Annotated in this window: 23 protein-coding genes; 9 read left to right on the plus strand and 14 right to left on the minus strand. The window is 29.2% G+C overall.

Annotated elements, in window-relative coordinates:
* Positions 1–6: 6 nt before the first annotated feature.
* The 4 genes from AC2TEO_RS17765 to AC2TEO_RS17780 all read right to left on the minus strand — a co-directional run bounded on the left by AC2TEO_RS17765 (position 7) and on the right by AC2TEO_RS17780 (position 2,330).
* The gene (locus tag AC2TEO_RS17765; protein WP_442266102.1) at positions 7–258 is read right to left on the minus strand and encodes a hypothetical protein; all 252 of its coding nucleotides are present in this window, start codon (positions 256–258) and stop codon (positions 7–9) included.
* Positions 259–418: 160 nt separating this feature from the next.
* Positions 419–652: a hypothetical protein gene (locus AC2TEO_RS17770; RefSeq protein ID WP_442266103.1), complete on the minus strand. Its 234-nt coding sequence runs from the start codon at positions 650–652 to the stop codon at positions 419–421.
* Between the two features lie 104 nt (positions 653–756).
* Entirely contained in the window at positions 757–1,725 is a 969-nt protein-coding gene (locus AC2TEO_RS17775; RefSeq protein ID WP_442266104.1) for a hypothetical protein, read from the minus strand.
* Between the two features lie 23 nt (positions 1,726–1,748).
* Positions 1,749–2,330, minus strand: coding sequence for an adenylosuccinate lyase (locus AC2TEO_RS17780; protein WP_442266105.1), 582 nt, complete (start codon positions 2,328–2,330; stop codon positions 1,749–1,751).
* Between the two features lie 63 nt (positions 2,331–2,393).
* Here AC2TEO_RS17780 and AC2TEO_RS17785 point away from each other — a divergent pair, with 63 nt between their 5' ends.
* From AC2TEO_RS17785 to AC2TEO_RS17805, 5 genes are all read left to right on the plus strand, one after another.
* Complete coding sequence (locus tag AC2TEO_RS17785; protein WP_442266106.1) at positions 2,394–3,098, plus strand: toxin-antitoxin system YwqK family antitoxin; 705 nt, start codon at positions 2,394–2,396, stop codon at positions 3,096–3,098.
* Positions 3,099–3,183: 85 nt separating this feature from the next.
* Entirely contained in the window at positions 3,184–4,371 is a 1,188-nt protein-coding gene (gene mnmA, locus AC2TEO_RS17790) for a tRNA 2-thiouridine(34) synthase MnmA (RefSeq protein ID WP_442266107.1), read from the plus strand.
* Between the two features lie 159 nt (positions 4,372–4,530).
* On the plus strand, positions 4,531–5,154 hold the full coding sequence (locus AC2TEO_RS17795) for a hypothetical protein (RefSeq protein ID WP_442266108.1): 624 nt from the start codon (positions 4,531–4,533) through the stop codon (positions 5,152–5,154).
* Positions 5,155–5,165: 11 nt separating this feature from the next.
* Positions 5,166–6,110: an NAD(P)H-dependent flavin oxidoreductase gene (locus AC2TEO_RS17800; protein ID WP_442266109.1), complete on the plus strand. Its 945-nt coding sequence runs from the start codon at positions 5,166–5,168 to the stop codon at positions 6,108–6,110.
* Between the two features lie 34 nt (positions 6,111–6,144).
* On the plus strand, positions 6,145–6,576 hold the full coding sequence (locus AC2TEO_RS17805; RefSeq protein WP_442266110.1) for a hypothetical protein: 432 nt from the start codon (positions 6,145–6,147) through the stop codon (positions 6,574–6,576).
* A gap of 54 nt (positions 6,577–6,630) precedes the next feature.
* Here the strand turns inward: AC2TEO_RS17805 and ribB are convergent, their stop codons facing one another.
* From ribB to tpx, 6 genes are all read right to left on the minus strand, one after another.
* Positions 6,631–7,773 (minus strand): 3,4-dihydroxy-2-butanone-4-phosphate synthase, encoded by a 1,143-nt coding sequence (gene ribB, locus AC2TEO_RS17810; RefSeq protein ID WP_442266111.1) that lies wholly within the window; start codon positions 7,771–7,773, stop codon positions 6,631–6,633.
* Positions 7,770–9,224, minus strand: coding sequence for an LptF/LptG family permease (locus AC2TEO_RS17815; RefSeq protein WP_442266112.1), 1,455 nt, complete (start codon positions 9,222–9,224; stop codon positions 7,770–7,772). The genes ribB and AC2TEO_RS17815 overlap by 4 nt, the downstream gene beginning before the upstream one ends.
* 109 nt (positions 9,225–9,333) lie before the next feature.
* Positions 9,334–10,008: an outer membrane lipoprotein periplasmic chaperone LolA1 gene (gene lolA1 / locus AC2TEO_RS17820; protein ID WP_442266113.1), complete on the minus strand. Its 675-nt coding sequence runs from the start codon at positions 10,006–10,008 to the stop codon at positions 9,334–9,336.
* A 2-nt stretch (positions 10,009–10,010) separates the two neighbouring features.
* Positions 10,011–12,485 (minus strand): FtsK/SpoIIIE family DNA translocase, encoded by a 2,475-nt coding sequence (locus AC2TEO_RS17825; protein WP_442266114.1) that lies wholly within the window; start codon positions 12,483–12,485, stop codon positions 10,011–10,013.
* 37 nt (positions 12,486–12,522) lie between these two features.
* A complete protein-coding gene (locus AC2TEO_RS17830) occupies positions 12,523–12,909 on the minus strand; it encodes a diacylglycerol kinase (protein ID WP_299682537.1) in 387 nt (128 codons plus the stop codon).
* Positions 12,909–13,406 (minus strand): thiol peroxidase, encoded by a 498-nt coding sequence (gene tpx / locus AC2TEO_RS17835; protein ID WP_442266115.1) that lies wholly within the window; start codon positions 13,404–13,406, stop codon positions 12,909–12,911. The genes AC2TEO_RS17830 and tpx overlap by 1 nt, the downstream gene beginning before the upstream one ends.
* 90 nt (positions 13,407–13,496) lie before the next feature.
* On the opposite strand from tpx, the gene AC2TEO_RS17840 reads away from it, so the two are divergent.
* Together AC2TEO_RS17840 and AC2TEO_RS17845 are read left to right on the plus strand one after the other, a co-directional pair.
* Positions 13,497–14,885, plus strand: a complete 1,389-nt coding sequence (locus tag AC2TEO_RS17840; protein WP_442266116.1) for an MATE family efflux transporter — start codon at positions 13,497–13,499, stop codon at positions 14,883–14,885.
* On the plus strand, positions 14,872–15,096 hold the full coding sequence (locus AC2TEO_RS17845; protein WP_442266117.1) for a DUF8828 family protein: 225 nt from the start codon (positions 14,872–14,874) through the stop codon (positions 15,094–15,096). The genes AC2TEO_RS17840 and AC2TEO_RS17845 overlap by 14 nt, the downstream gene beginning before the upstream one ends.
* Positions 15,097–15,176: 80 nt before the next feature.
* On the opposite strand, the gene AC2TEO_RS17850 is transcribed toward AC2TEO_RS17845, so the two are convergent.
* The 4 genes from AC2TEO_RS17850 to AC2TEO_RS17865 form a co-directional block, all read right to left on the minus strand.
* Entirely contained in the window at positions 15,177–16,223 is a 1,047-nt protein-coding gene (locus tag AC2TEO_RS17850) for a flavin monoamine oxidase family protein (protein WP_442266118.1), read from the minus strand.
* Between the two features lie 49 nt (positions 16,224–16,272).
* A complete protein-coding gene (locus AC2TEO_RS17855) occupies positions 16,273–16,581 on the minus strand; it encodes a carboxymuconolactone decarboxylase family protein (protein ID WP_442266119.1) in 309 nt (102 codons plus the stop codon).
* Positions 16,582–16,591: 10 nt separating this feature from the next.
* Positions 16,592–17,338, minus strand: coding sequence for an SDR family NAD(P)-dependent oxidoreductase (locus AC2TEO_RS17860; protein ID WP_442266120.1), 747 nt, complete (start codon positions 17,336–17,338; stop codon positions 16,592–16,594).
* Positions 17,339–17,400: 62 nt separating this feature from the next.
* Positions 17,401–19,251 (minus strand): TetR/AcrR family transcriptional regulator, encoded by a 1,851-nt coding sequence (locus tag AC2TEO_RS17865; protein ID WP_442266121.1) that lies wholly within the window; start codon positions 19,249–19,251, stop codon positions 17,401–17,403.
* A gap of 160 nt (positions 19,252–19,411) precedes the next feature.
* Here AC2TEO_RS17865 and AC2TEO_RS17870 point away from each other — a divergent pair, with 160 nt between their 5' ends.
* Positions 19,412–20,239, plus strand: a complete 828-nt coding sequence (locus AC2TEO_RS17870) for a GLPGLI family protein (protein ID WP_442266122.1) — start codon at positions 19,412–19,414, stop codon at positions 20,237–20,239.
* A gap of 33 nt (positions 20,240–20,272) precedes the next feature.
* Entirely contained in the window at positions 20,273–22,987 is a 2,715-nt protein-coding gene (locus AC2TEO_RS17875) for a carboxypeptidase-like regulatory domain-containing protein (RefSeq protein ID WP_442266123.1), read from the plus strand.
* The last annotated feature ends 11 nt before the right edge of the window (positions 22,988–22,998 follow it).

Genomic DNA, 22,998 nt, shown 5'->3' on the forward strand with positions numbered 1-22,998 from the left:
TGTTTACTAATAAGGCCAACAGATATAAACTTTTCCTGTTTCATCATAAAGAGAAATATGACTAAAACTATTCGGGTTTTCATATCTTGTATAGCAAGCATATTTACCTCCGGGAGTCCAGTAATCTGGGTCTTTTGGAGTTAAGGTTGTTCCAGTAGTTGTAGAATTTCCCGTACTGTGATGTCCACCACCACCAGTAATTTCTTTCTGAGTGTTTTTGTTTAGGGCTTTGCCTAAATTTAAAATGTTTTTCTTCATGATTGATGTTTTTTTAATTCAATCTGAATTTATTACGATTTAATTATCCTTAGAGAAGAATATTTCTGAATCATTATTTTTAACTTTTGAAATCTAACTTTTTGAACTATTTATCACAATTAAAAATGTTGATTATCGTAATTAGGAAGCTATAAATCTTTTATACTTTATCAATAGGGCCATTTCCACTGTTTCCTCCACTGTTTCCTCCATTGTTTCCTCCACCAGTACTAGTTGAACCACAATTACAAAAAAGAGGTTTAGGAATTATACTTTGGTAATAAGAACCTAATTCACACCATTCGAAACAAGGAATGATTCTACTTCCTCCATTAATAGTTTTTTGTGCTGATTTACTTAAGGTTTTGCCTAAGTTTAAAATGTTTTTTTTCATGATTAAATATGTTTTAATTCATCATGAAGATATCAGGAGTAAAAGAAATGTATAATAGTTTATTTCCGAACTGCTGATTTAAACTTACGAAGTATTTAATATGTTTAATTAAAATCAATAAGTTCAGTTCGGATTCTAGTATTTTTGTCTTTTTTAATGATGTTTAACTGCTGAGTTAGTTTTAAATATTCTTCAATAGGTAATTCGATATTAATACTAATTAAATAGTGTGAGTTAGGTTTGATATACTGTATTTTGTCAAAATCTTGTATAGATTTTATTTGTAAAAGTTCAGGATGGTAAGCTTTAATATATGATGCTTTATTCTCATATTCTGTTACTGGAGGTCTAGGTGGGAAACCATTATTTTCTTTTTGTAGTTTTCTCATGTCTTCTTCCCATAAATCTATAATTAAAGGAAAAACATGGTATAATTGTTTTTGTAAATCAATTTTGGTAATTAAGTTTACTTTACGATGATAAGTAAGATTTATTTTTGAAAATATTCCTTTTAATTTTTTAAGAGTTATTTCTTTATTTAGAAGTATATTATAGGTTATGAAAATTGAATGTACAGAGTAATTATAAAGTTTTAAATTTAAACTATCAAAACCACTATAATCTTCAAGTATATATTTATTGTTTTTTTTAATTAAGTTAAATGTTTTATGGTTTGTTGATAAACTATCTGAACTCATTTTAATTTTAGAATCTAAATTTAAAAGATCATAACTTGTATATTCATTTTCAATAATATTCGGATGCCTTAAAAAAGTACTATTGTTCAGAATTACTATTGAATCACCTGGTTGTAAACTGATTTTCTTAGTAAGTGTTTTGTCTTTTAAATAAACTTTTAAAGAATCTCCTTTGATTTCATATTTCCCTTTAAAACTATAATCGAAAAAATCGACTAATATTATAGAGTCTTTTTTGAAATTAACCTTGTAAAAAAAAGAGTTAGAATATTCTTTATAATCATAAATCCAAACACCTTGTAAATCTTCTTTGTTAATAGTTTTTGAGCAAGAAATAAAAGAAAAAACTAAAGAGATATAAAATAACTTTTTCATATAAATTTTAATAGGAAACTATATCAAGAATTATTCCTTTTATGAATCAAAGCAAGAATTTTTTTTCCTCTAGCTTCGCAACCTTTACTTTCATGAATCACTTTAGTTCTTACAATATGTTCAAGTTCTGAATGTACCCAATCTCTATGTTTTCCTAAAAGAAATAAAGTAGTCATTGTATAAGCTTTTACTGCAATTTTTTGATCAGTTATTAACCAATCAAAACCAGTTTCAATTATAGTATCAATATGGTTATTGGTAAGTGTCTCTTTGGTGTTATTCGGTAACTTATCGTCAAAAGCAATAGCTAAATGTTCGCAGATTTTAGCACAAGTGCGAAGTACACCATCAAAATGTATGTTTTTAATATTGTTTATAAATGTTTCTATGTAAGGAAGTAAATAATCAATTCCATGATGAGTACAAATCCATTCTAAAATCCAAGAAGCTTTTATTGATATTTTATCCTCCGTTTTAAATGTTAAATTTACCAAATGCTCTATTAATTCAGTATGTTCTAATACAATATTTGCAGCTTTATTTCGATTTATTCTTTTAGGGTTTTCAACTGAATTTAATGTAGAAATTAAAAAATCGATACTCATATTGGTACGGTTTGTGTACTTTTACAGAAAAATTTACTAAATATAAAAACAAAAAGAATAGTAATGGTAAAAGATAGAGAATATGTTGTCTTAAGTTTTGTATTTACAATGATTTTTACGCTGGTATCAATGGCTCAAAAAGTGAATCAAGTAGATGCTAATGGAAAAAGAAATGGTGAATGGCGTAAATATTATGAGAATGGTGATATTCGCTATAAAGGACAGTTTAAAAATGGGAAAGAAATAGGTGTGTTTTCTTTTTATGAAAGAGGCGGAGCTTACCCTTCAATAATTAAAATATTTTCTGAAAAATCAGATACAGCCTCAGTTAAATTTTACAATAAAAGTAGAGTGAAAACTAAAGGAAAAATGGTAGGTAGAAAAAGAGTAGGAAAGTGGATATATTATTTCTCTGATGGAAAAACATTATTTTCTGAAGAAAACTATAAAGATGGAAAACTAGATGGTGTTTTAAAAAATTACTACATCAACGGAAAACTAACTGAAGTTTCAGAATATAAAGAAGGAAAAAGACACGGTTCATCTAAAATCTATACAGAAGAAGGAATTTTAATAGAAGCTGTAAACTATGTTAATGGCAATCTAGAAGGTGAAGGCAGATATTACGATTTAAAAGGAGTTATTAAAGAGAAAGGTATGTACAAAGATGGTAAACGTATTGGAAAGTGGGAATTCTATATTGATGGAGAATTATCTAAAAAAGGAAGACCAGATACTAGTATAAAAAAGAAAAAAAAGAAAGAATAATACCATCTTCTTATACAATCATCAACTTTAATAATTAAACTATCAGTAACAATTTCGTAAATTTGCAGCTTAAATTATGCAAGATATGAAACGAGTTGTTGTTGGACTTTCAGGTGGTGTAGATAGTAGTGTAACGGCTTATTTATTAAAAGAACAAGGATATGATGTTATAGGCTTGTTTATGAAAAATTGGCACGATGATTCTGTGACAATTTCAGATGAATGTCCTTGGTTAGAGGATAGTAACGATGCTATGATCGTTGCTGAGAAATTAGGAATTCCTTTTCAAACAGTAGATTTAAGTGAACAATATAAAGAACGTATAGTCGATTATATGTTCGATGAGTATGAAAAAGGTCGTACTCCTAATCCAGATGTACTTTGTAACAGAGAAATAAAATTCGATGTTTTTATGGATATTGCTTTAAGTTTAGGAGCAGATTATGTTGCTACAGGTCATTATTGTAGAAAACAAGAGGAGGTAATTAATGGGCAAACTGTCTATAAGTTATTAGCTGGAAAAGATAATAATAAAGATCAATCATACTTTTTATGTCAATTATCTCAAGAGCAATTAGCTAAGGCTTTATTCCCTGTGGGAGAATTAACTAAACCAGAAGTTAGAGCTATAGCTAAAGAAGCAGATTTAATTACAGCTGAAAAGAAAGATTCTCAAGGATTATGTTTTATTGGTAAAGTAAGATTACCAGATTTTTTACAACAAAAATTACAACCTAAAGAAGGAGTAATTGTTCAAATTCCAGAAACTTTTGATGCCTACACAAAACCATTACCTAAGTTTGAAAATAAGATAGCTGAACTCGATTATAAATCGAAGAAGTTTGCATATCAAGTTTCAGATGGAAAAATAGTTGGTAAACATCAAGGCGCACATTATTTCACTAAAGGTCAACGTAAAGGCTTAGCTGTGGGAGGAACCAAAGAGCCACTTTTTGTTATAGAAACAGATGTTGATGAAAATGTTATTTATACAGGAGAAGGAAAAAGCCATAAAGGATTATATAGAAATGTGCTTTTTGTTACTAATGATGAATTACATTGGGTTAGAGAAGATTTAGCTTTAAAAGAAGGAGAAACTATGGAAGTTGAAGCAAGAATCCGTTACCGTCAATCTTTAGAGAAAGCTACATTGTATAAAGTAGGAAATGGAATTTATGTTGAGTTTGTAAATGCTCAGTCTGCCATACAAGAAGGGCAATTCGTTGCATGGTATGCTAATGAAGAACTCTTAGGGTCTGGTGTGATTTCCTAATTGAATAATTATATGAAAGTAAGAACTAAAAAAGATGTTCTAAAATAACAAGAGAAAATAAAACGAGAACTTGGTTTAGATGTTAGTAAGTATAAAGACGAAGAAGTAGTTGAAAATTTTGTGGAAATTCTCTTACTCCCAAACTATATAGTTTCTTGGGTGATTAAACCAATTTTGCTCTCTCTTTTTATTTACTTTTTAGGATTTTATGCTTTTAATTTAGTTCATGTAGAGTATTTAATTTATGCAGTTATAGGTTTTGGTTTATTTGTTGTTTTTGGTGTTGCATTTGGTTTTTTGTCTTTAGTTTTTAAGATGAAAAATGATATTTGGGAGATTGTTGATTATTCGCTCGATATTTTAAAATTAGCAATTCAAGATATATCAAAAATTAATAATCAAATTACGGAAGAGAACAAGAAAGATGTACTTTCTTTAGTTTTTAAAGGAATAATTCATATTGTTACCATTCCATTACTTTCAAAATCTGTTACTAGCAAAATACCATTTATAGGAGGTATAGCTAGTAGTTTAATTAAACGAGTTTTAACAATAGTTTCAAATAAATTAGAGTTTAAAGAAGATAATATAGAAGACTTTGTAGAATCACCATTAGAAGATAAACAAAAACTTTATACTTCTTATATGAAAACCATTATTGCAACCTCAAATGGATTGGAAACTTTTATAAGTTTTGTTTTCAGAGTATTAAAAATACCAATGTTAGTTTTCTTCTTTTTTTCATTATCAGCACTTTTACTTTTCCTATATTTAATCAACTAAAATATACTATTTTGACAAATAAAATTACAGAACTTTTTAATATAAAATATCCTGTTGTTCAGGGTGGAATGATATGGGTTTCTGGTTGGAAATTAGCTTCAGCTGTTTCTAATGCTGATGGATTAGGACTTATTGGAGCTGGATCTATGTATCCTGATGTTTTACGTGAGCATATTCAGAAATGTAAAAAAGCTACAGATAAACCTTTTGGAGTTAATGTTCCTATGTTGTATCCAGATATAGAACAAATTATGGATATTATTGTTGAAGAAGGAGTTAAAATTGTCTTTACTTCGGCAGGAAATCCTAAGACTTGGACTAACTTTTTAAAGGTAAAGGGAATTACTGTAGTTCATGTGGTAAGTTCAGTGAAATTTGCTTTAAAAGCCGAAGCTGCAGGAGTAGATGCTGTAGTTTGTGAAGGTTTTGAAGCTGGAGGTCATAACGGAAGAGAAGAAACAACAACTTTTACTTTAATTCCTATGGTAAAGGAACAGGTGAAAATTCCTGTAATTGCTGCAGGAGGAATAGGATCGGGTAGAGGTATGTTAGCAGCGATGGTTTTAGGAGCTGATGGAGTACAGGTTGGAAGTAGATTTGCAGCTACTTTAGAGTCTTCTGCTCACGATAATTTTAAAGATACTATTGTTAAAGTCAAAGATGGAGATACATATTTAACTTTAAAAGAATTAGCACCAGTTCGTTTAGTTCGTAATAAGTTTTTTAACGACGTTCAAGAATTATATCAAAAAGATCCTTCTGTTGAAGAAATAAAAGAGTTATTAGGTCGTGCCAGAGCAAAACGAGGTATGTTTGAAGGAGATTTGGATGAAGGAGAATTAGAGATCGGACAAGTAGCTGGTTTAATTCATGAAATAAAACCTGCTGCCCAAGTTTTAAATGAAATTATAGAAGAATATAATATTGTTTTAAGTAATAGCTTACCAAGTTTGTAATAATTTTATTTCAATATTGTTAATATTGTTTGAAATGATTTTTCAAAAAAGAAGTTTTTATAATCAAGAATTAATTTGGGAAGGAGATTTAACTGATGATTGTTATGCAAAATGGCGTGGTTTATTATTAAGAGCAGAATGGATGAAAGGAGACTTTTGGTGGTGGAGTGTTTATGATTTACTGAATAAGGAAAAACAAATTGATTCGTCCAATAATTATTATCCTGAAACGTTTAAAAACGGAAAATTAGCAAGAAGTGCTGCTGTACAAATTGCTAAGAATTATCTTAAAGAAGAAATAGCTTTAGAGTTTAAAAATAACTCAAATTCGTTTAAGTTAGAAGAAATAATATCAAAGATTAAAGATGTAGGTTTTAGTTCAGAAAGAATATTTTGGATTCTTATTCAAGATTTTGGAATAGATTATCAAACGGCAAAAAAACTTACTTTAAGTAAAAATAGATAAAAAAAGCCTAGAAATTATTATTTCTAGGCTTCATTATATATTTTTTTAAACTCTTTAGAAGTTTATATAATCAACAATTTCAAGTCCGTAACCAATCATCCCAACACGTTTTTCTTGTTTTGTGTTCGATACAAGTTTTAACTTATGAATATTTAAGTCATGTAATATTTGAGCTCCAATACCAAAATCTTTGTTATCTAAAGTAATCCTAGGAGCTTTCATTTCTCCATTTGTTTGATTTTCTTTTAAACCACGTAAACGATTTAATAAGTTTAAAGACTGACTTTGTTGATTAATAAATAAAATAGCCCCACGTCCTTCATCATTAACAACCTTAAACATACGATCTAATTTATGATCTGCATCGTTTGTTAATGTTCCAAGAATATCATTATTAACTAAAGTAGAATTCACACGAGTTAAAATAGGTTCATTTTTATTCCATGCACCTTTAGTTAAAGCAATATGAATTTGATCATTAGTAGTTTGGTGGTATGCTCTTAATCTGAAATCTCCAAAACGAGTTTGAATTGTAAAGTCTTCTTTCTTTTCAATAAGAGAATCATGCTCCATTCGATACGCTACAAGATTTTCAATTGAAACAATTTTTAAATCGAACTTTTTAGCTACTTCAACTAATTGAGGTAAACGAGCCATAGTTCCATCTTCGTTCATTATTTCTACAATTACACCAGCAGGTTGTAAACCAGCTAAACGAGCAAAATCTATAGCAGCTTCAGTATGTCCAGTTCTTCTTAAAACACCACCTTCTTTAGCACGTAAAGGAAAAATATGTCCAGGTCTTGCTAAATCAAAAGGTTTTGTGTTTTCATTAATTAATGCTTCGATGGTTTTAGATCTATCTGCAGCAGAAATACCAGTTGTAACACCGTTTCCTCTTAAGTCAATAGAAACAGTAAATGCAGTTTCCATAGGATCGGTATTGTTATTTACCATCATTCCTAATTCTAACTCTTTACATCTATTTTCTGTTAATGGAGTACAAATTAAACCTCTTCCGTGAGTTGCCATAAAGTTTATCATCTCTGGAGTAACTTTTTCGGCAGCTGCTACAAAATCTCCTTCGTTTTCTCTATCTTCATCGTCTACAACTATAATAACTTTTCCTTGTCGGATATCATTAATAGCTTCTTCTATTGTGTTAAGTTGTATTTTTTGATTAGTTTGTGTTGTCATGTGTCTGAATTTTCTTCTTTGTTAAAGAAGATTTTTTTAAAGAAATTACCTATTCTAACAAATAAACTGTTAATGTCGAATAGCCCTTTATCTTGTGTTGCTCTTGTTGTTAATATTATTGCCAAAGGTAACATTAATGCTACAGCTAACCAAGAACCTCCTATTGCAGAAATGGAACTTTCTTCGGCCATGTTTCTTCCAAATGTGTTAGAAAAGAAATAAGAAACATAAATAGCAATGGCTAATATCATAGGAAGTCCCATACCACCCTTTCTAATAATCGAACCTAATGGTGCTCCAATAAAAAAGAGCAGTAAGCAAGATAAAGAAAAAGCAAAACGGTTATGATATTCTATATCGTAGAGGTTCATTATTTTTCGTTGATGTTTAAATGAACCTTTATTAGCTGTAAAATTATTAATTGATCTATCTATTTTAGATATGGAGTTATTTAGAACTTCTAATTTAGATTCTAAATCGAAATTGTCTAAAATATTTCCCTTTAAATCTGTTAATTTTAAAGAATCTGGATATTCATATAACTTATTAGCACTTGTATTTAAATATAAGCTTCTTGCTCTTGTAGCAACATATTCGTCATAACTGACTTTTAACTTGGGTAAAGTATCTCTCAGTTGTTTTGAGCTAAGCATGTTGAAGTTATTCTTGTGTTTGGTGTCATCTAAACTATCATTATTGAAAGAAGATATATCAATATTTATAGTGTATTCGTCAAAATCTGCATTTGAAGATTTCATTCTGAAACGTTCTTTATATGCAGTTCTGTTTTTTACATGATGTTCAAAAAAATGCCCGTCTTTTAGTCTTAAAGTAAGGTATTTACTTCCTTCTTCAGAAATGAACTCTCCGTTTTTAGCAGATATAATTTTATTATTACCTCTACCTGCTGATAAGTCATAAATTAGTACATTTTTTAAAAGTTTATCGTCTTCTCCATACTTTTCATCAAATTTAATTTGATAATTAGGAATTTCAGTATTAAAACTACCAGGTACAAGTGCTAAAGCAGGTTGTTTTTTTCTGATGTTTATCTTCAAATTAATTTGTTTCATGATTGCATATGGATATATATAATCTAGAAAAACAAAATTGATTGAACTCATTAGTATTGCAAAGAAAACCAAAGGTCTCACCATACGTTGTAAAGAAACACCTGCGGATTTTGTAGCTGCAAACTCGTAGTTTTCAGATAAACTACCTAAAGTCATAATTGATGATAATAAAATTCCAATAGGAAGGGCTTGTGGAGCAACAATTAAAGTGGTATACCAAAGGAATTTTAAAATGATAAGAATACTTATTCCTTTACCAGCTAAATCATCAAAAGCTAGCCAAAGCGCTTGCATTACTAATACAAAAAGTATAATAAAGAAAGTTGCTAAAAAAGGAATTAAGAAACTTTTTAATATGTATCTGTCTAGTTTTTTCACTATTGCAAATGTAGCAAGCTTACTTTTAAAAAACAGAAAAAGTTTTGTTAATTACAATTAAGATGTAGTAATTATCAAAACTTTTTTATGTTGTATTTTAAAACTTGATTTAATCTATTAAATAACCTAGTTTTTCATATTTAGCTTTGTCAAAAGAAAATAAATTCTCTGAAATAGCTTGATTACTTTTAAATTTAGTGATAGTAAAAGTAGTTTCGGCACCATTAGATCCTATTTGAATTAACTTATAAATATGTTTAGTTTTAGCGTCTATACCTAATCTAACTTTAATAATGTCAGAATTACTATCTATAGGAGTTAAATCAATATATTGAACCTTTCTCCCTTGATTATTTTTTAAATCCCCCATTTCATAGTTGTAACCTTCTTTATAAAAAGTTAATAATTTAGAAGGGTAAATAAATCCATCTTCTTCTTCTAAGTCACCATCGTTTATAGTAACTTCTTTTTCATCAGTATTAATAATAACTAAACGTTTTCCGTTGAAAACAAAATTATTTCCTAAATAATTTAAATTATATTTTTCACCAGCTAAAGTGATATTACCTCTAATAGGAGGATCGTTTGTGATACCTGCTTCTTTGTTAACTAGGGTAGAAGTAAAACCTATATTCATATTTTTATAAGCTCCCATTTTTGTAGAAACTTCATCTAAAAGATTCTTTGCCTTTTCAGATGTATTTTGGGCCATTACATTCATTGAAAGACACAATCCTAATATAAATATTCCTAATTTTCTCATATTGATCTTAAAATTATTCAAAATTAAATATTTTTTTCGTTTTCTAATAACTGTTCTAGAGCAATTAAATCTGGAACTAAAACTTGTCGAGCTTTACTTCCTTCAAAAGGGCCAACAATACCAGCTGCTTCTAACTGATCAATTAACCTTCCTGCTCTATTATAACCGAGTTTCAGCTTTCTTTGCAATAATGATGCCGAACCTTGTTGTGCGGTTACAATAACTTCAGCTGCTTCTTTAAACAGTTTATCTCTATCTGCAATATTATTATCAATAGTTGTGCCAGCTTCCTCGCCAACATATTCTGGTAATAGATGTGCTTCAGGGTAAGCACGTTGTGATCCAATAAAGTCTGTTATTTTTTCTACTTCTGGCGTGTCAACAAAGGCACATTGTATACGAGTAATGTCATTTCCACCAGAATAAAGCATATCTCCACGACCAATTAATTGATCCGCTCCAGGGGCATCTAAAATAGTTCTACTATCAATTTTAGAAGTTACTCTAAAGGCAATTCGAGAAGGGAAGTTTGCTTTAATAATACCTGTAATTACGTTTACAGATGGACGTTGAGTTGCTACAATTAAATGGATTCCAATTGCTCTGGCTAATTGGGCTAAACGAGCAATAGGAGTTTCTACTTCTTTACCCGCAGTCATAATTAAATCAGCAAATTCATCAATAACTAATACAATGTAAGGTAAAAATTGGTGTCCGTTTTCAGGGTTTAATTTGCGAGCTCTAAACTTAGTGTTATATTCTTTAATGTTACGAACCATTGCATTTTTCAATAAATCGTAACGATTATCCATTTCTATACAAAGAGAATTTAAAGTATTTACAACTTTAGATGTATCTGTAATAATTGCTTCTTCAGAATCTGGTAGTTTAGCTAAATAATGACGCTCTATTTTATTAAATAAAGTAAGTTCTACTTTTTTAGGATCAACAAGAACGAATTTAACTTCTGCTGGATGTTTTCTATATAATAATGAAGTTAATATTGCATTTAATCCAACAGATTTACCTTGTCCTGTTGCACCTGCCATAAGTAAGTGAGGCATTTTAGCTAAATCGACAACTAAAGTTTCGTTTGAAATTGTTTTACCTAAAGCTAAAGGTAATTCCATCTGACTTTCTTGGAATCTCTTAGATGTAATTACCGAATGCATCGATACAATTGTGGCCTTTTTATTAGGGACTTCTATACCGATAGTTCCTTTCCCCGGAATCGGAGCAATAATACGGATTCCTAAAGCAGAAAGAGATAAAGCAATATCATCTTCTAGGTTTTTAATTTTTGAAATACGAATTCCAGCCTCTGGTACAATTTCATATAAGGTAATTGTAGGTCCAACAGTTGCCTTTATTTGTGCAATTCCAATTTTATAATTCTTTAATGTTTCTACAATCTGATTTTTATTAGCTTCTAATTCTTCTGGATCTATGGAAATACTTTCGTTGTATTCTTTTAATAAGTTAAAAGTAGGAAAACGATATTGACCTAACTCTAGAGTAGGATCAAATTCACCAAAATCTTGAACTAATTGATCAGATAAATTTTCGGTTACACTTTTTTCTTCTTCTATTTTTTCTATAGCTATTTCTACTTCATTGTTTGAATTAGAAATTATAGTTTCATTTTCATTTTTATATGTTGGAGTAAGAGTGTTTATTTCTAAATTTAAGTTATCTTCTTTTTTCTTTTCAATTGTAGAATGATTTCCAATGGTAGGTTGCAAGTTTTCTACAGAAAGTTCAAAATCAGATTTATTTTCATTTGTTTCAGTTTCTTCTGTTTGTTTTTCTTCTTCTTTAGCTGATGAAGGAGGGTTAGTATCTTGAATAACTTCAACAGAATTATCAATTACAGTGTCATTTGTTTTTTCATGTTTTTTCATCTTTTCACTAATCATTTCAGGAGTCATTCTAAATCGAACAACTACATAAGAAAGTAGAAAAAACATAAGTACTATTGCTAGGCCTGTTTTACCAATAAATGTTTGTAAATATTCATTTAACTCGTAACCAACCGTACCAGATAACAAAGCCAATTTCTTTTCTACAAATCCTAAAGCAACAGAAACCCATAACATATTAAATAATCCCCAATTCCATCTGGCAACCATACTTTTTAATCGAGTTTGTAATAAAAAACTAATACCTGTTAAAAGAATTAGAAACGGAAGAATAAAAGCAGCTAATCCAAAACCGTTGTAAACCAATACATGACTTAGACTAGAACCTATTTTTCCTAATAAGTTTTTAGCTTTTAGTTGTTTATTACCGAATTCGGTTAAAATACTTTGATCATATTCCCAAGAAAAGAAAAATGAAATAAAAGCAACACATAAAAAAATAGCAAAAAGCACTAGAAAAACGCCTAAAATCGTTTGTGTTTGCCTGTTTTTAAAGAATTCGTTAGCTTGTTTAAAGAAAGAAGGTTTAGTAGGCTTCTCTACTTTTTTTGTTTTTTTTGAAACTGTTTTTTTTGCCATTAACTAGTAAAAATTTCGACCTGTAAATATAGAAATATTACAAGAATAAGCTTGTAATTTTTGGAATGTATATAATACAACCCACAATTATAGAAATTATTGCCGCAAAACCGGCGGCTCCTGCAGCGACATCTTTTATAATTCCTATTTTGTTATTAAACTCAGGATGAATAAAATCGGCAACTTTTTCAACAGCTGTGTTTAATGCTTCAGCAACCAATACTAACCCAGAAACGGTAAGTTGAATCATCCATTCTGTAGCAGAAATATTAAAAACAAAGCCTAATACAACAGCAAAAAGCCCAATAATAAATTGGGCTTTGATACTATCTTCGGTTGTTGTTAGTATTCTCATGCCTTTAAAAGCATAACTAACACCTTTTATTCGCCGCTTTATGAATCCATCTTTAGATGATGTTTCCATTATAATGCTTTTAAAGCTTCAGAGTAATTTGGCTCATCTACAATCTCAGGAACTTGCTCTGTGTAGGTAACCTCTCCGTTTTCGTTAATAACAACAATACAACGAGAGTGTAAACCATTTAAAGGTCCGTTTGTAAACTCTAAACCATAATTTTTACCAAAATCACCATTTACATAATCAGAAAGCATTTCTACGTTTTCTATACCTTCGGCACCGCAAAAACGACTTTGAGCAAAAGGTAAATCTCTAGAAATACATAACACTTTTGTGTTTTCTAACTGAGAAGCTTCTTTGTTAAAGTTTCTTACAGAAGTTGCACAAGTTCCTGTATCTATACTAGGAAAAATGTTTAATACTAATTTTTGACCTGCGTAATCTTCTAAAGATTTTACAGATAAATCACCGCCAACTAATTTAAAGTTAGGAGCTTTAGAGTTTACTTCTGGTAAGTTTCCGTTAGTTTGTATTTCGTTTCCTTTAAGCGTTACTGTAGCCATTTGTTTTTTGTTTTTATTCCTATCAAAAATAACTAAAATCTGTCAATTTGAAGTATCTTCGCGTACTTATTCAAAAGAAAGATTTATTTAGTGAATTTAGCAAAATATACATCTGAATTTAAATATAATTGGCAATTGGCTGCTCCTGTAATGTTAGGAATGTTAGGACACACTTTTGTGAGTTTTATTGATAACATTATGGTTGGACAATTAGGAACAGCTGAATTAGCAGCAGTTTCTTTAGGAAACAGTTTTATGTTTATTGCGATGTCTTTAGGAATTGGTTTTTCTACAGCAATTACACCACTAATTGCTGAAGCTGATGCTGCTGAAAATTTTGATAAGGCCAAGGCTACATTTAAACACGGACTTTTCTTGTGTACAACTCTTGGAATTTTAATGTTTCTAATGGTATTTTTTTCTAAACCATTATTGTACTTAATGAAACAACCTAATGAAGTTGTTGAATTGGCGATTCCTTATTTAGATTTAGTAGCGTTTTCTTTAATTCCTTTAATTGTTTTTCAAGCATTTAAACAATTTAGTGATGGAATGTCTATGACACGTTATCCAATGTATGCAACGATTATAGCTAATGTTGTTAACGTAATATTAAACTACTTGTTAATTTTTGGAAAGTTTGGTTTTCCTGAAATGGGAATTGTAGGTGCAGCTTATGGTACCTTATTATCTCGTTTTATTATGGTGTTGTATTTATGGTGGTTATTAACTCAAAAAGAGCGAACAAAACGATTGGTTACTAACATAAAATTCTTTGTGTTAGATAAATTAATGTTGAAAAAGATAATTAGTCTGGGAGCTCCAAGTGCAATGCAAATGTTTTTTGAAGTAGCTATTTTCACTGCTGCTATTTGGTTAAGTGGACTGTTAGGTAAAAATCCACAAGCTGCAAATCAAATTGCTTTAAATTTATCTTCTATGACATTTATGGTAGCAATGGGATTAAGTGTTGCAGCTATGATACGAGTTGGTAATCAGAAAGGACTACAAAATTATATTGAATTAAGAAGAATTGCATTTTCAATTTTCTTTTTAGGTGTAATTTTAGCTGTCGGATTTGCAATTATCTTTTTCTCTTTTCATAAAATTTTACCAAATGTTTATGTCGATTTAAATGATGCTCAAAATTATACAGATAATATGGAAGTAATTAAAATTGCTTCTACATTATTAATTGCAGCTGCATTTTTCCAAATAAGTGATAGTATTCAAGTAATGGTTTTAGGTGCATTAAGAGGTTTACAAGATGTTGCTATACCTACACTAATTACATTTATAGCGTATTGGTTAATTGGTTTTCCTGTAAGTTATTTCTTAGGGAAAGAGGAAATGTACGGAAGTTTTGGAATTTGGTTAGGATTATTAGCTGGATTAACTTCTGCTTCAATATTACTATTTTTACGCTTTAATTATCTAACTCAAAAATTGATACAAACAAAACATAATGAACTTACCTAAATTTTTATTAGCTGATAATAGTGAATTTGCAGAAGATATTTTCGTATTACACACAGAATATCCTAGGTTTTTAATTAACTTAAAAGATGATTCTGTAGAATGGTTTGAAGATATTGCTGATGAAAATGAGCAAGAATTAGCAAATGAGCTTGAAGGCTTAATTGAGCAAGCGGGAGCATTTTATGATCAGGAAATGAAACAATATGAATAAAAGGAAAAGGTTAGATTTTGAAATCTAACCTTTTTTTACACAAAAACTTCTTCCCCCAGAAAGTCATATGTGTATTTATTCTACATAATTGTGTTAATTATTTCAATAGCTCTCCTTACTGCTCCTTCCATATAACCACCATGTGTTTTAGAAGTTTCTGTACCAGATATATACAATTTGTCTTTCATAAAAGAGCCTTGAAATATTTCATGCCCATTGTTTTGATGCGGAAAAATAAACTCATTGTCATAAACACAAGTAAGTTTTTCTTTTTTCCATATTTTTTCATCGTAAACTAAATAATTGTTTACTTGTTCACCAAAAAACTTTTTTAATTGTAAAATAACTTTAGCTTCACGTTGTTCTTTAGTTAGTTTTACTAACCCATCATTTAAAAACCCCATTAACGCAAACCCGTTTTCTTGTATAGTACAATGATCGTATAATTCGGTAAAAGGACCAACATTACTAAAGCCAACACCAGAAAGTCCGTTTTTTCTCCAGAATGGAGTATCAAATACAACAGCAAACTTTATAGAATCTTTCATCCATGTATGTGTTTGATTGGCTATAGTAATCAAATCTTTAGGTAATTCAGGAGAAAAAATAATAGATTGCATTAATAATCTTGGAGGAACAGTAGAAATTACATAATCAACTTCATATGTTTTATTTTTTGATGTAACTGTTAATTGGTTTTCAAACTGATTTATGTGTGTAACTTTTTCATCAAGATAAATATTTTCTCTTCCAATTTTAAGAGCTAATTTTTCAATAATAGTATGCGTACCATCTACAATTCTATAACTTATTTCTTGATTAGGAGGTAAGTTAAACCTTTGTGGAGGATGCGAACTCATGACTTCAAATAAAGCATCACCATCCATTTTCTGTTCAAAAAGTTGTATGTTTAATTCCTTGCATAATTGAATTAAAGCTGTGTTATATTTCCATAACCAAGTTGCGCCTAATTCAATTTTGGTATTGTTTTTTTTCTTAGTCAAAATTCTTCCACCTAATCGAGTATTAGCTTCTAAAACTTTTACTGAAAACCCTTCTTTTTGTAATAAATAAGCAGTTGTTAAGCCAGATAATCCAGCACCAAGAATAGCGATGTTTTTTTTCATGAATTTATAAAAAAGATTAAGCTAACAAATTTAGCTTAACCTTAAAAAATTAATCTATTATATGTGTACCGTGAGTAACAGCTGCACCTGCTCTTAATGCAGCTGCGATAAAAGTTACTTCAGCAATTTCCTCTTGAGTTGCACCAGCTTTTTTAGCTTTTTCTTTGTGGATTTCTAAGCAATAGACACATTGTGTCGTTAACGCTACACCTAAAGCTATTAATTCTTTATATTTTGCTGGAATTGCTCCATCTTCCATAGCTACTTTATCAAATTGTTGAAAAGCTTCCATTGATTTTGGAGATTTTTTTCCTAAACTTCCTAGTTTTGAAAAAAGTTCTTTTATTGTTAAATGCATTTTTAAAATATTAGTTTCTACCTGCAATTACTCCACCATCAACATCCCAAACAGCACCGGTAACCCAAGAAGATTTATCTGATAATAAGAATGTAATACTATTAGCAACATCATCTGCTAATCCATTTCTTCCAATTGGGTGAAAAGTATTAAATCCTTCTAAAGCTTCATCTGCAGCATTTTTACTGCCAAAAACTCCGTGATAAACAGGTGTTTGAACAACAGCAGGAGAAACTGCATTTACCCTAATTTTATGATCAGCTAATTCCATAGCTAAGTGCTGAGTTAAAGAATGTAAACCAGCTTTTTGCATTGAGTAAGCAGAAGATGGTGTCGCTTTTACCGCCTGTTTAGCCCACATTGAACCAACATTAACAATAGATCCACCATTAGTTTCTTTCATTTTTTTAGCTACTGCCTGTGTAATGAAAAAGAACCCTCTGTTTAAGTCTAAATAAGAATCATAATCTGCTATAGTATGATCTAAGAAAGGTTTTGGACCAAAAATACCTGAAGCGTTTACTAAGTAATCCACATTATCTAATACACCAATAGTATCGATTAAATTAGATACTTCATCTTTGTTGGTAATATCGATTTTATGTTTTACTAAGTTTTCTTGTTGTTCTACTTTATTAATGCTTCTACCTACGATATGTACAATTGCACCTTCGTTTAAAAGTTGTTGTGTAGTTGCATAACCAATTCCACTTGTACCACCTACTACGATAGCTACTTTGTTGTTAAAATTTCCCATAATATTTAATTTTAATTGTTTTAAATGAACAGACAAGTCTGTCTTTTATGTTGTAAAATTTTTTAAATTATTTTTTGACATATATTTTTAGCCTGCACGATAGGCCAGTTATCTTGATGTAAATGACTTTCTGCAACAGCACTTTCATATAATAAATAAATTTGTTTAGCTAAACTTTCTGATTCCTTTTCAGATACAATAGTTAAGTTTTTGGTAATTAATTCTGAAATGAAACCTATTAATTGTTTTTTCTGACTTTGAATTTCATTTCTAATTCTTTCGTTATCTTTTGGGATTTCAGAAACCGTTTTGATACACCAGCAACCATTAAAGTCTCTTTCTTTAAAGAATAAACTTAAAAAATCAAACACAGCAAGAACTTGATCTTCACCAGAAGATTTAGAACTACAAAATGCTTTAATGTCGTGAGTAAATTTATTGTGCTTGTGTTGTAAGTAAGCCAAACAAATATCTTCTTTTGATTTAAAATGATTATATAAAGTTGCTTTTGCAATTCCAGATTCAGAAATAATTTCATTTATTCCTGTAGAATTGTAGCCATTTCTGTAAAATAAATCAGAAGCTTTTGCAATAATATGTTGTCTTACATCTCGTTTCACATGACAAAGATATAAAAAAATAGACAAGTCTGTCTGTTTTTCTAAAAAAAACGGAATTTTCCATTCTTTATGTTCTCCTTTTTTTACAGAAATGTAATGCTGTCCCATAGCTAATTCTTCAGTATTAATGTATGTTACAATACCAAATTGATCAGTTCTATAATGTATTTGCCTGATGTAATTCGGAGTTAAGATTTTTTTGTCATTTATTTTTAAAGTAATATAAGTTTTGTAGCAATTTTGTAAAATTTCACTTTTATTATAACTGTCTAAATCTTCATCATTATACTTACAAAGTTTTCTGCGTAACCTATTTTCATAAGTAAATAGAGGAATAAAAACTTTGAACAATTTACTATCTATTTTTTCTGACTCAATTTCTGGTCCAATTAAATATGTATTTTCTGAATTAGTATTTTCATAAAAAACAGGACGAATTAAATCGTTATTGTAATATTTCTCAGGGTTAATTAAATACACAATATTAGTTTCTGTAATTTGGTATAAGGCTGTGAATGCTCCACTAAATATGAATACTAACATTAAAAGTGCTAATCTCTTTTTCTTTTTAAAGTTTGAACCAAAAATCATACTTACTTGCATAATTGATTTATATAGAGGTCCGAAAGTAATCATAGAAATATACCTATTTACTTTAAAAGTAAAATCTTGAAGCTCATATTTTTCTTTATTATTTTTTAAGTTAGCATAAATAGAAAGAAACATTTGCACGACAAACATTATTCCTAATATAATAAGAGGGATTAGTAAATACATAGAAGGAACTGTGTCTGAAAATGCGTTGTAGATTAATATATAAATGCTCGCTAAGAAAGAAAAGTAAGAGTAAATAAGTAAAAATGTAAAAGCAACAGAAAAAATCACACTACACAATTCGTCTACTTTTTCTATAGAATCTTTTAGTTTAGGTAAAATCTTTAACATTTTTTCTGTGTATATTTTAGAATATGCACTATCCTCTATACTGTAATCAGGAAAAACAGAATTTAACCCTACTAATCCAATCCAATAGGCTCTTAAAGAGAAATGAATAACAAACATAGAAGCTAAAATACTAATGGCAAACAAACCAAAGAATACAACCATGTAAGCTGAAAAATATAAATCAGGACTAATAATATCTATAAACTTGTTCGTTAGCCAGCCAATAATACCAAAAAGCTTAAATGTACCAAATATTGCTACTGCAGAGACTAAAAGTTCGGCTTCCCAACTTTCATCCTTTAATCTTTGTAACCATTGTTTTGCAGAGTTTTTATTTGTTTTTTCCATTTCTAGAAGTAATTTTTACGAATATAAAGTATTTAAATAGATCATCTATAGATTAAGTATTATCTTCAGTTTTAACACAAAGATTGTTAAATCTTTAATAAAATAAATTTATTTCGTTTACTCTTTTTGTATATTTGTTAAACAAAACTAATCAAATATCATGAAATCAGTACTTTTTAAATTATTGGCTATAATCTTAGTTTTAGGTTTTACTAAACCTGAATATGAAACTTTTCAAGGAAAAGCTATTTATTTTTCTAAAGCAAAGTTGGAATTAGGAAGATGGGGAGCTAAAATGAGTGAAATGCAGAAAAAACAGATAAAAGCTAGATTAAAAAATAGATTAGAAAAAGAATATGTATTAATATTTAATAGAAAAGAATCTTTTTTTAAAGAAGAAGAAAAAATTGATGCAATATCTGGCGCAACAGATTCTTGGGGGAAAAATTTCTCACCAGGTGATCAGTATAAAAATATTCAATCTAATGAGTTAATTCAGAGTCAAGAATTTTATGGTAAACGTTTTTTAGTAAAAGATCAATTACAAAAAATTCAATGGAAAATAGGAAGCGAATCAAAAAAAATAGGTAATTATTTATGTATGAAAGCTACAGCTTCTATTCCTACAAAAGAATTAACCTGGTATAATTTTTCTTGGAGTGATTTAAGAAAAACTGAACAGAAAAAAGATTCTTTAGGAAACACAGTTGAACCAAAAATAGAAATGACTGAAGTAGAAGCTTGGTATACACCACAAATTCCTGTTAGTCATGGTCCAGCAGAATATTGGGGTTTACCAGGGTTAATTTTAGAAGTAAGTGCAGGGAATCAAATCATGTTATGTTCTAAAGTAATTATGAATCCTAAAGATAAGATAGAAATAGAAGCTCCTGAAAAAGGAAAAGAGATTACTAAAATGGCATATCAAGAAACCATAAAAGGTAAAATGATTGAAATGAGAAACAATAGAGGTAGAAGGAGAAGATAAAAAACTAATAATAAATACCTTAATTGTATTCTTATGAAGAAAATAATATTTCTTTTTTTCTTTTCGATAATCAGTAATTCATTTTCCCAAGTTACTATTTCTGGAGTAGTTAAAGATACTTTGAATACTCCGTTAGACTTAGCAAATATTATTGCTATAAACCAAACAACTAAAGTCTTAGAATCATACGGAATTACTGATTCGAAAGGAAAGTTTGAGCTTAAGTTATCGAAAAATAAATCCTATAAAATTCAAATTAGTTATATAGGTATGAAAACCTATGAAGAAGTTATTCAGATAAAAGAAGTGAATCTTAAAAAAGATTTCATTTTAAAACCTGATAATTCTTTAGATGAAGTTGAAATTACTTACGAAATGCCTGTAACTATAAAAGGAGATACATTAATTTATAATGCAGATTCTTTTAAAAATGGTACAGAACGAAAACTTGAAGATGTTTTAGAAAAACTTCCTGGAGTTGAAATTAATGAAGACGGACAAATAGAAGTAGAAGGGAAGGTGGTAAATAAACTCATGGTGAATGGTAAAGATTTCTTTGATGGCGATACGAAATTAGCCACAAAGAATATTCCTTCTAAAGCTGTAGATAAAATTCAGGTATTAAGAAATTACGCAGAAGTAGGTCAGTTAAGAAGTGTAAGAAATAATCAAGATAATGTTGCTTTAAATATCAAACTAAAAAAAGGAAAAGAGAATTTTTGGTTTGGAAACGTAACAGCAGGAGGAGGAAAGTCTCCAGACGAAGGTTTGTATTTATTACAACCAAAATTATTTTATTATAGTCCAAAATATAGCATCAATTTCATTGGAGATATTAATAATATTGGAGAAGTAGCTTTAAACAGAAGAGATATTCGAGGTTTCGGAGGTGGATTTAGAGCTCCTAGTAGGAGTAGTGGAACGAGTATAAATTTAGGAGATAATAGTTTAAATTTTCTAACGAACCAGAGTAACGCACTAAAAATAGAAAACAAACTGGCGACGATGAATTTTAATTATTCGCCAAAATCTACTTTAGATTTAAGTGGTTTTTTAATTTATAACAATAGCAAAATATTATCTAGAGAAACAAGTTTTGTTCAGTATACAAATCAAGAATTAGGTATACCAGATGAAGCAACTGATCAATCTACTACAGAGCGTTCAGATCAAGGATTATTAAAGTTAAGTGCATCTTACAAGCCTAATGTAAATAATCAGGTAGATTATGATGTAATAGCTCGAGTTTCAAAAGATCAACAAGATCAAAATTCGTTTTCATCAGTAATTGGAACAACAACACAATTTGATGAAGTTTCGCCTTACAGTATCAATCAAAATTTGAATTACTATTACACTTTAGATGATACTAATATTTTTGCCTTAGAGGCGCAACATTTAATTAAAAATGAAGATCCTTTCTATAATGCTGTATTAGCAAATACAAATAGTACTACAGATCCTTTTGATACAACAGCTGGAGCTTTAGGGTTAGATATAACTCAAGATAATTATAATATCAATCAAAATAGAAGGATAAAATCGAATCAATTAGATGCTAAGCTAGATTACTACAATTTAATTAACTCGAAAAGTAATATCAATTTAACTTTCGGAACTATTTTAAGTTCTCAAGAATTTGATTCTAATGTATTTCAGTTTTTAAATGACGGATCAGAATTTAATCCGACTCCAACAATAAATGATGGTAAGTTAGGAAATAACATTACATATAATTTTAGTGATGTTTATTTAGGAGTTCATTATAGAGTAAAAAAGGGAATTTTCACAATCACACCAGGTTTTTCGTTGCATGCTTATGGAAATAGCAATACACAATTTGGAGTAAATTATGATGAAGGTTTTTTTAGGGTTCTACCAGATTTTGAAACACGAGTTCAATTCAAGAAAAGTGAAGCACTTACTTTTCGTTATGAAATGAGAAATCAATTTACAGATGTTACTCGATTAGCAGAAGGATTAGTGTTGAATAACTTTAATAATATTCAATTTGGAGAACCAGAATTACAGAATGCTTTATCACATAATTTGAGTTTATTTTACAGTAGTTTTAATTTATTCAACTACACAAATATATTTGCAAGAGCATCATATTCTAAAAATATAGATCAAATTAGGAGTTTAACAAACTTTGAAAATGTGATACGAACTAGTACATTTTTCAATTCCAATTTTGCAGATGAAAATGCTAATATTTTTGGAAGAATTCAAAAGACATTTGGTAAAATTAGAGCTAGTTTTGGAACAGGTTTAAACTACAGTAAGATCAATCAATTTATCCAAGGAATTCAATCGTTAAATGAGCGTTATGTTCAAACATATACTCCAGGGATTAGAACGAATTATTTAAAAGCACCAAACATAAATTTAAGATATCGTTACAGTGTGTCTACCAATATTCAAGGTAGTAGAAAAACAACTTTTACAACAAATACACCATCTATTGAATTTGATGCTTACATATGGAAATCGGTAAGTTTTCGAACAGATTATTCGTATACAAATCAGAGTTCTAATGATGGGAATTCTCAATCTTTTCAAAATTGGAATGCAACATTTTCATACAGAAAAAATAATGATGCAAAATGGGAATATGAGATAAAAGCAACGAACTTGTTAAATATCGATTCTCAGATACGAAATAATGCAAATAACTTCTCTGTATTTAGTTCAGAGACTTTTATACAACCACGTTTTGTAACCTTTAGGTTTGTATATAACCTATAAAAAATAAAGCG

The organism is Tenacibaculum aquaeponti, assembly GCF_057221555.1.

Bases quoted from the DNA above. Each gene is read 5' to 3' on its own strand.
- AC2TEO_RS17765 (WP_442266102.1), bottom strand. From the start codon at position 258: ATGAAGAAAAACATTTTAAATTTAGGCAAAGCCCTAAACAAAAACACT.
- AC2TEO_RS17770 (WP_442266103.1), bottom strand. From the start codon at position 652: ATGAAAAAAAACATTTTAAACTTAGGCAAAACCTTAAGTAAATCAGCA.
- AC2TEO_RS17775 (WP_442266104.1), bottom strand. From the start codon at position 1,725: ATGAAAAAGTTATTTTATATCTCTTTAGTTTTTTCTTTTATTTCTTGC.
- AC2TEO_RS17780 (WP_442266105.1), bottom strand. From the start codon at position 2,330: ATGAGTATCGATTTTTTAATTTCTACATTAAATTCAGTTGAAAACCCT.
- AC2TEO_RS17785 (WP_442266106.1), top strand. From the start codon at position 2,394: ATGGTAAAAGATAGAGAATATGTTGTCTTAAGTTTTGTATTTACAATG.
- mnmA (WP_442266107.1), top strand. From the start codon at position 3,184: ATGAAACGAGTTGTTGTTGGACTTTCAGGTGGTGTAGATAGTAGTGTA.
- AC2TEO_RS17805 (WP_442266110.1), top strand. From the start codon at position 6,145: ATGATTTTTCAAAAAAGAAGTTTTTATAATCAAGAATTAATTTGGGAA.
- ribB (WP_442266111.1), bottom strand. From the start codon at position 7,773: ATGACAACACAAACTAATCAAAAAATACAACTTAACACAATAGAAGAA.
- AC2TEO_RS17825 (WP_442266114.1), bottom strand. From the start codon at position 12,485: ATGGCAAAAAAAACAGTTTCAAAAAAAACAAAAAAAGTAGAGAAGCCT.
- AC2TEO_RS17830 (WP_299682537.1), bottom strand. From the start codon at position 12,909: ATGGAAACATCATCTAAAGATGGATTCATAAAGCGGCGAATAAAAGGT.
- tpx (WP_442266115.1), bottom strand. From the start codon at position 13,406: ATGGCTACAGTAACGCTTAAAGGAAACGAAATACAAACTAACGGAAAC.
- AC2TEO_RS17845 (WP_442266117.1), top strand. From the start codon at position 14,872: ATGAACTTACCTAAATTTTTATTAGCTGATAATAGTGAATTTGCAGAA.
- AC2TEO_RS17850 (WP_442266118.1), bottom strand. From the start codon at position 16,223: ATGAAAAAAAACATCGCTATTCTTGGTGCTGGATTATCTGGCTTAACA.
- AC2TEO_RS17855 (WP_442266119.1), bottom strand. From the start codon at position 16,581: ATGCATTTAACAATAAAAGAACTTTTTTCAAAACTAGGAAGTTTAGGA.
- AC2TEO_RS17860 (WP_442266120.1), bottom strand. From the start codon at position 17,338: ATGGGAAATTTTAACAACAAAGTAGCTATCGTAGTAGGTGGTACAAGT.
- AC2TEO_RS17865 (WP_442266121.1), bottom strand. From the start codon at position 19,251: ATGGAAAAAACAAATAAAAACTCTGCAAAACAATGGTTACAAAGATTA.
- AC2TEO_RS17870 (WP_442266122.1), top strand. From the start codon at position 19,412: ATGAAATCAGTACTTTTTAAATTATTGGCTATAATCTTAGTTTTAGGT.
- AC2TEO_RS17875 (WP_442266123.1), top strand. From the start codon at position 20,273: ATGAAGAAAATAATATTTCTTTTTTTCTTTTCGATAATCAGTAATTCA.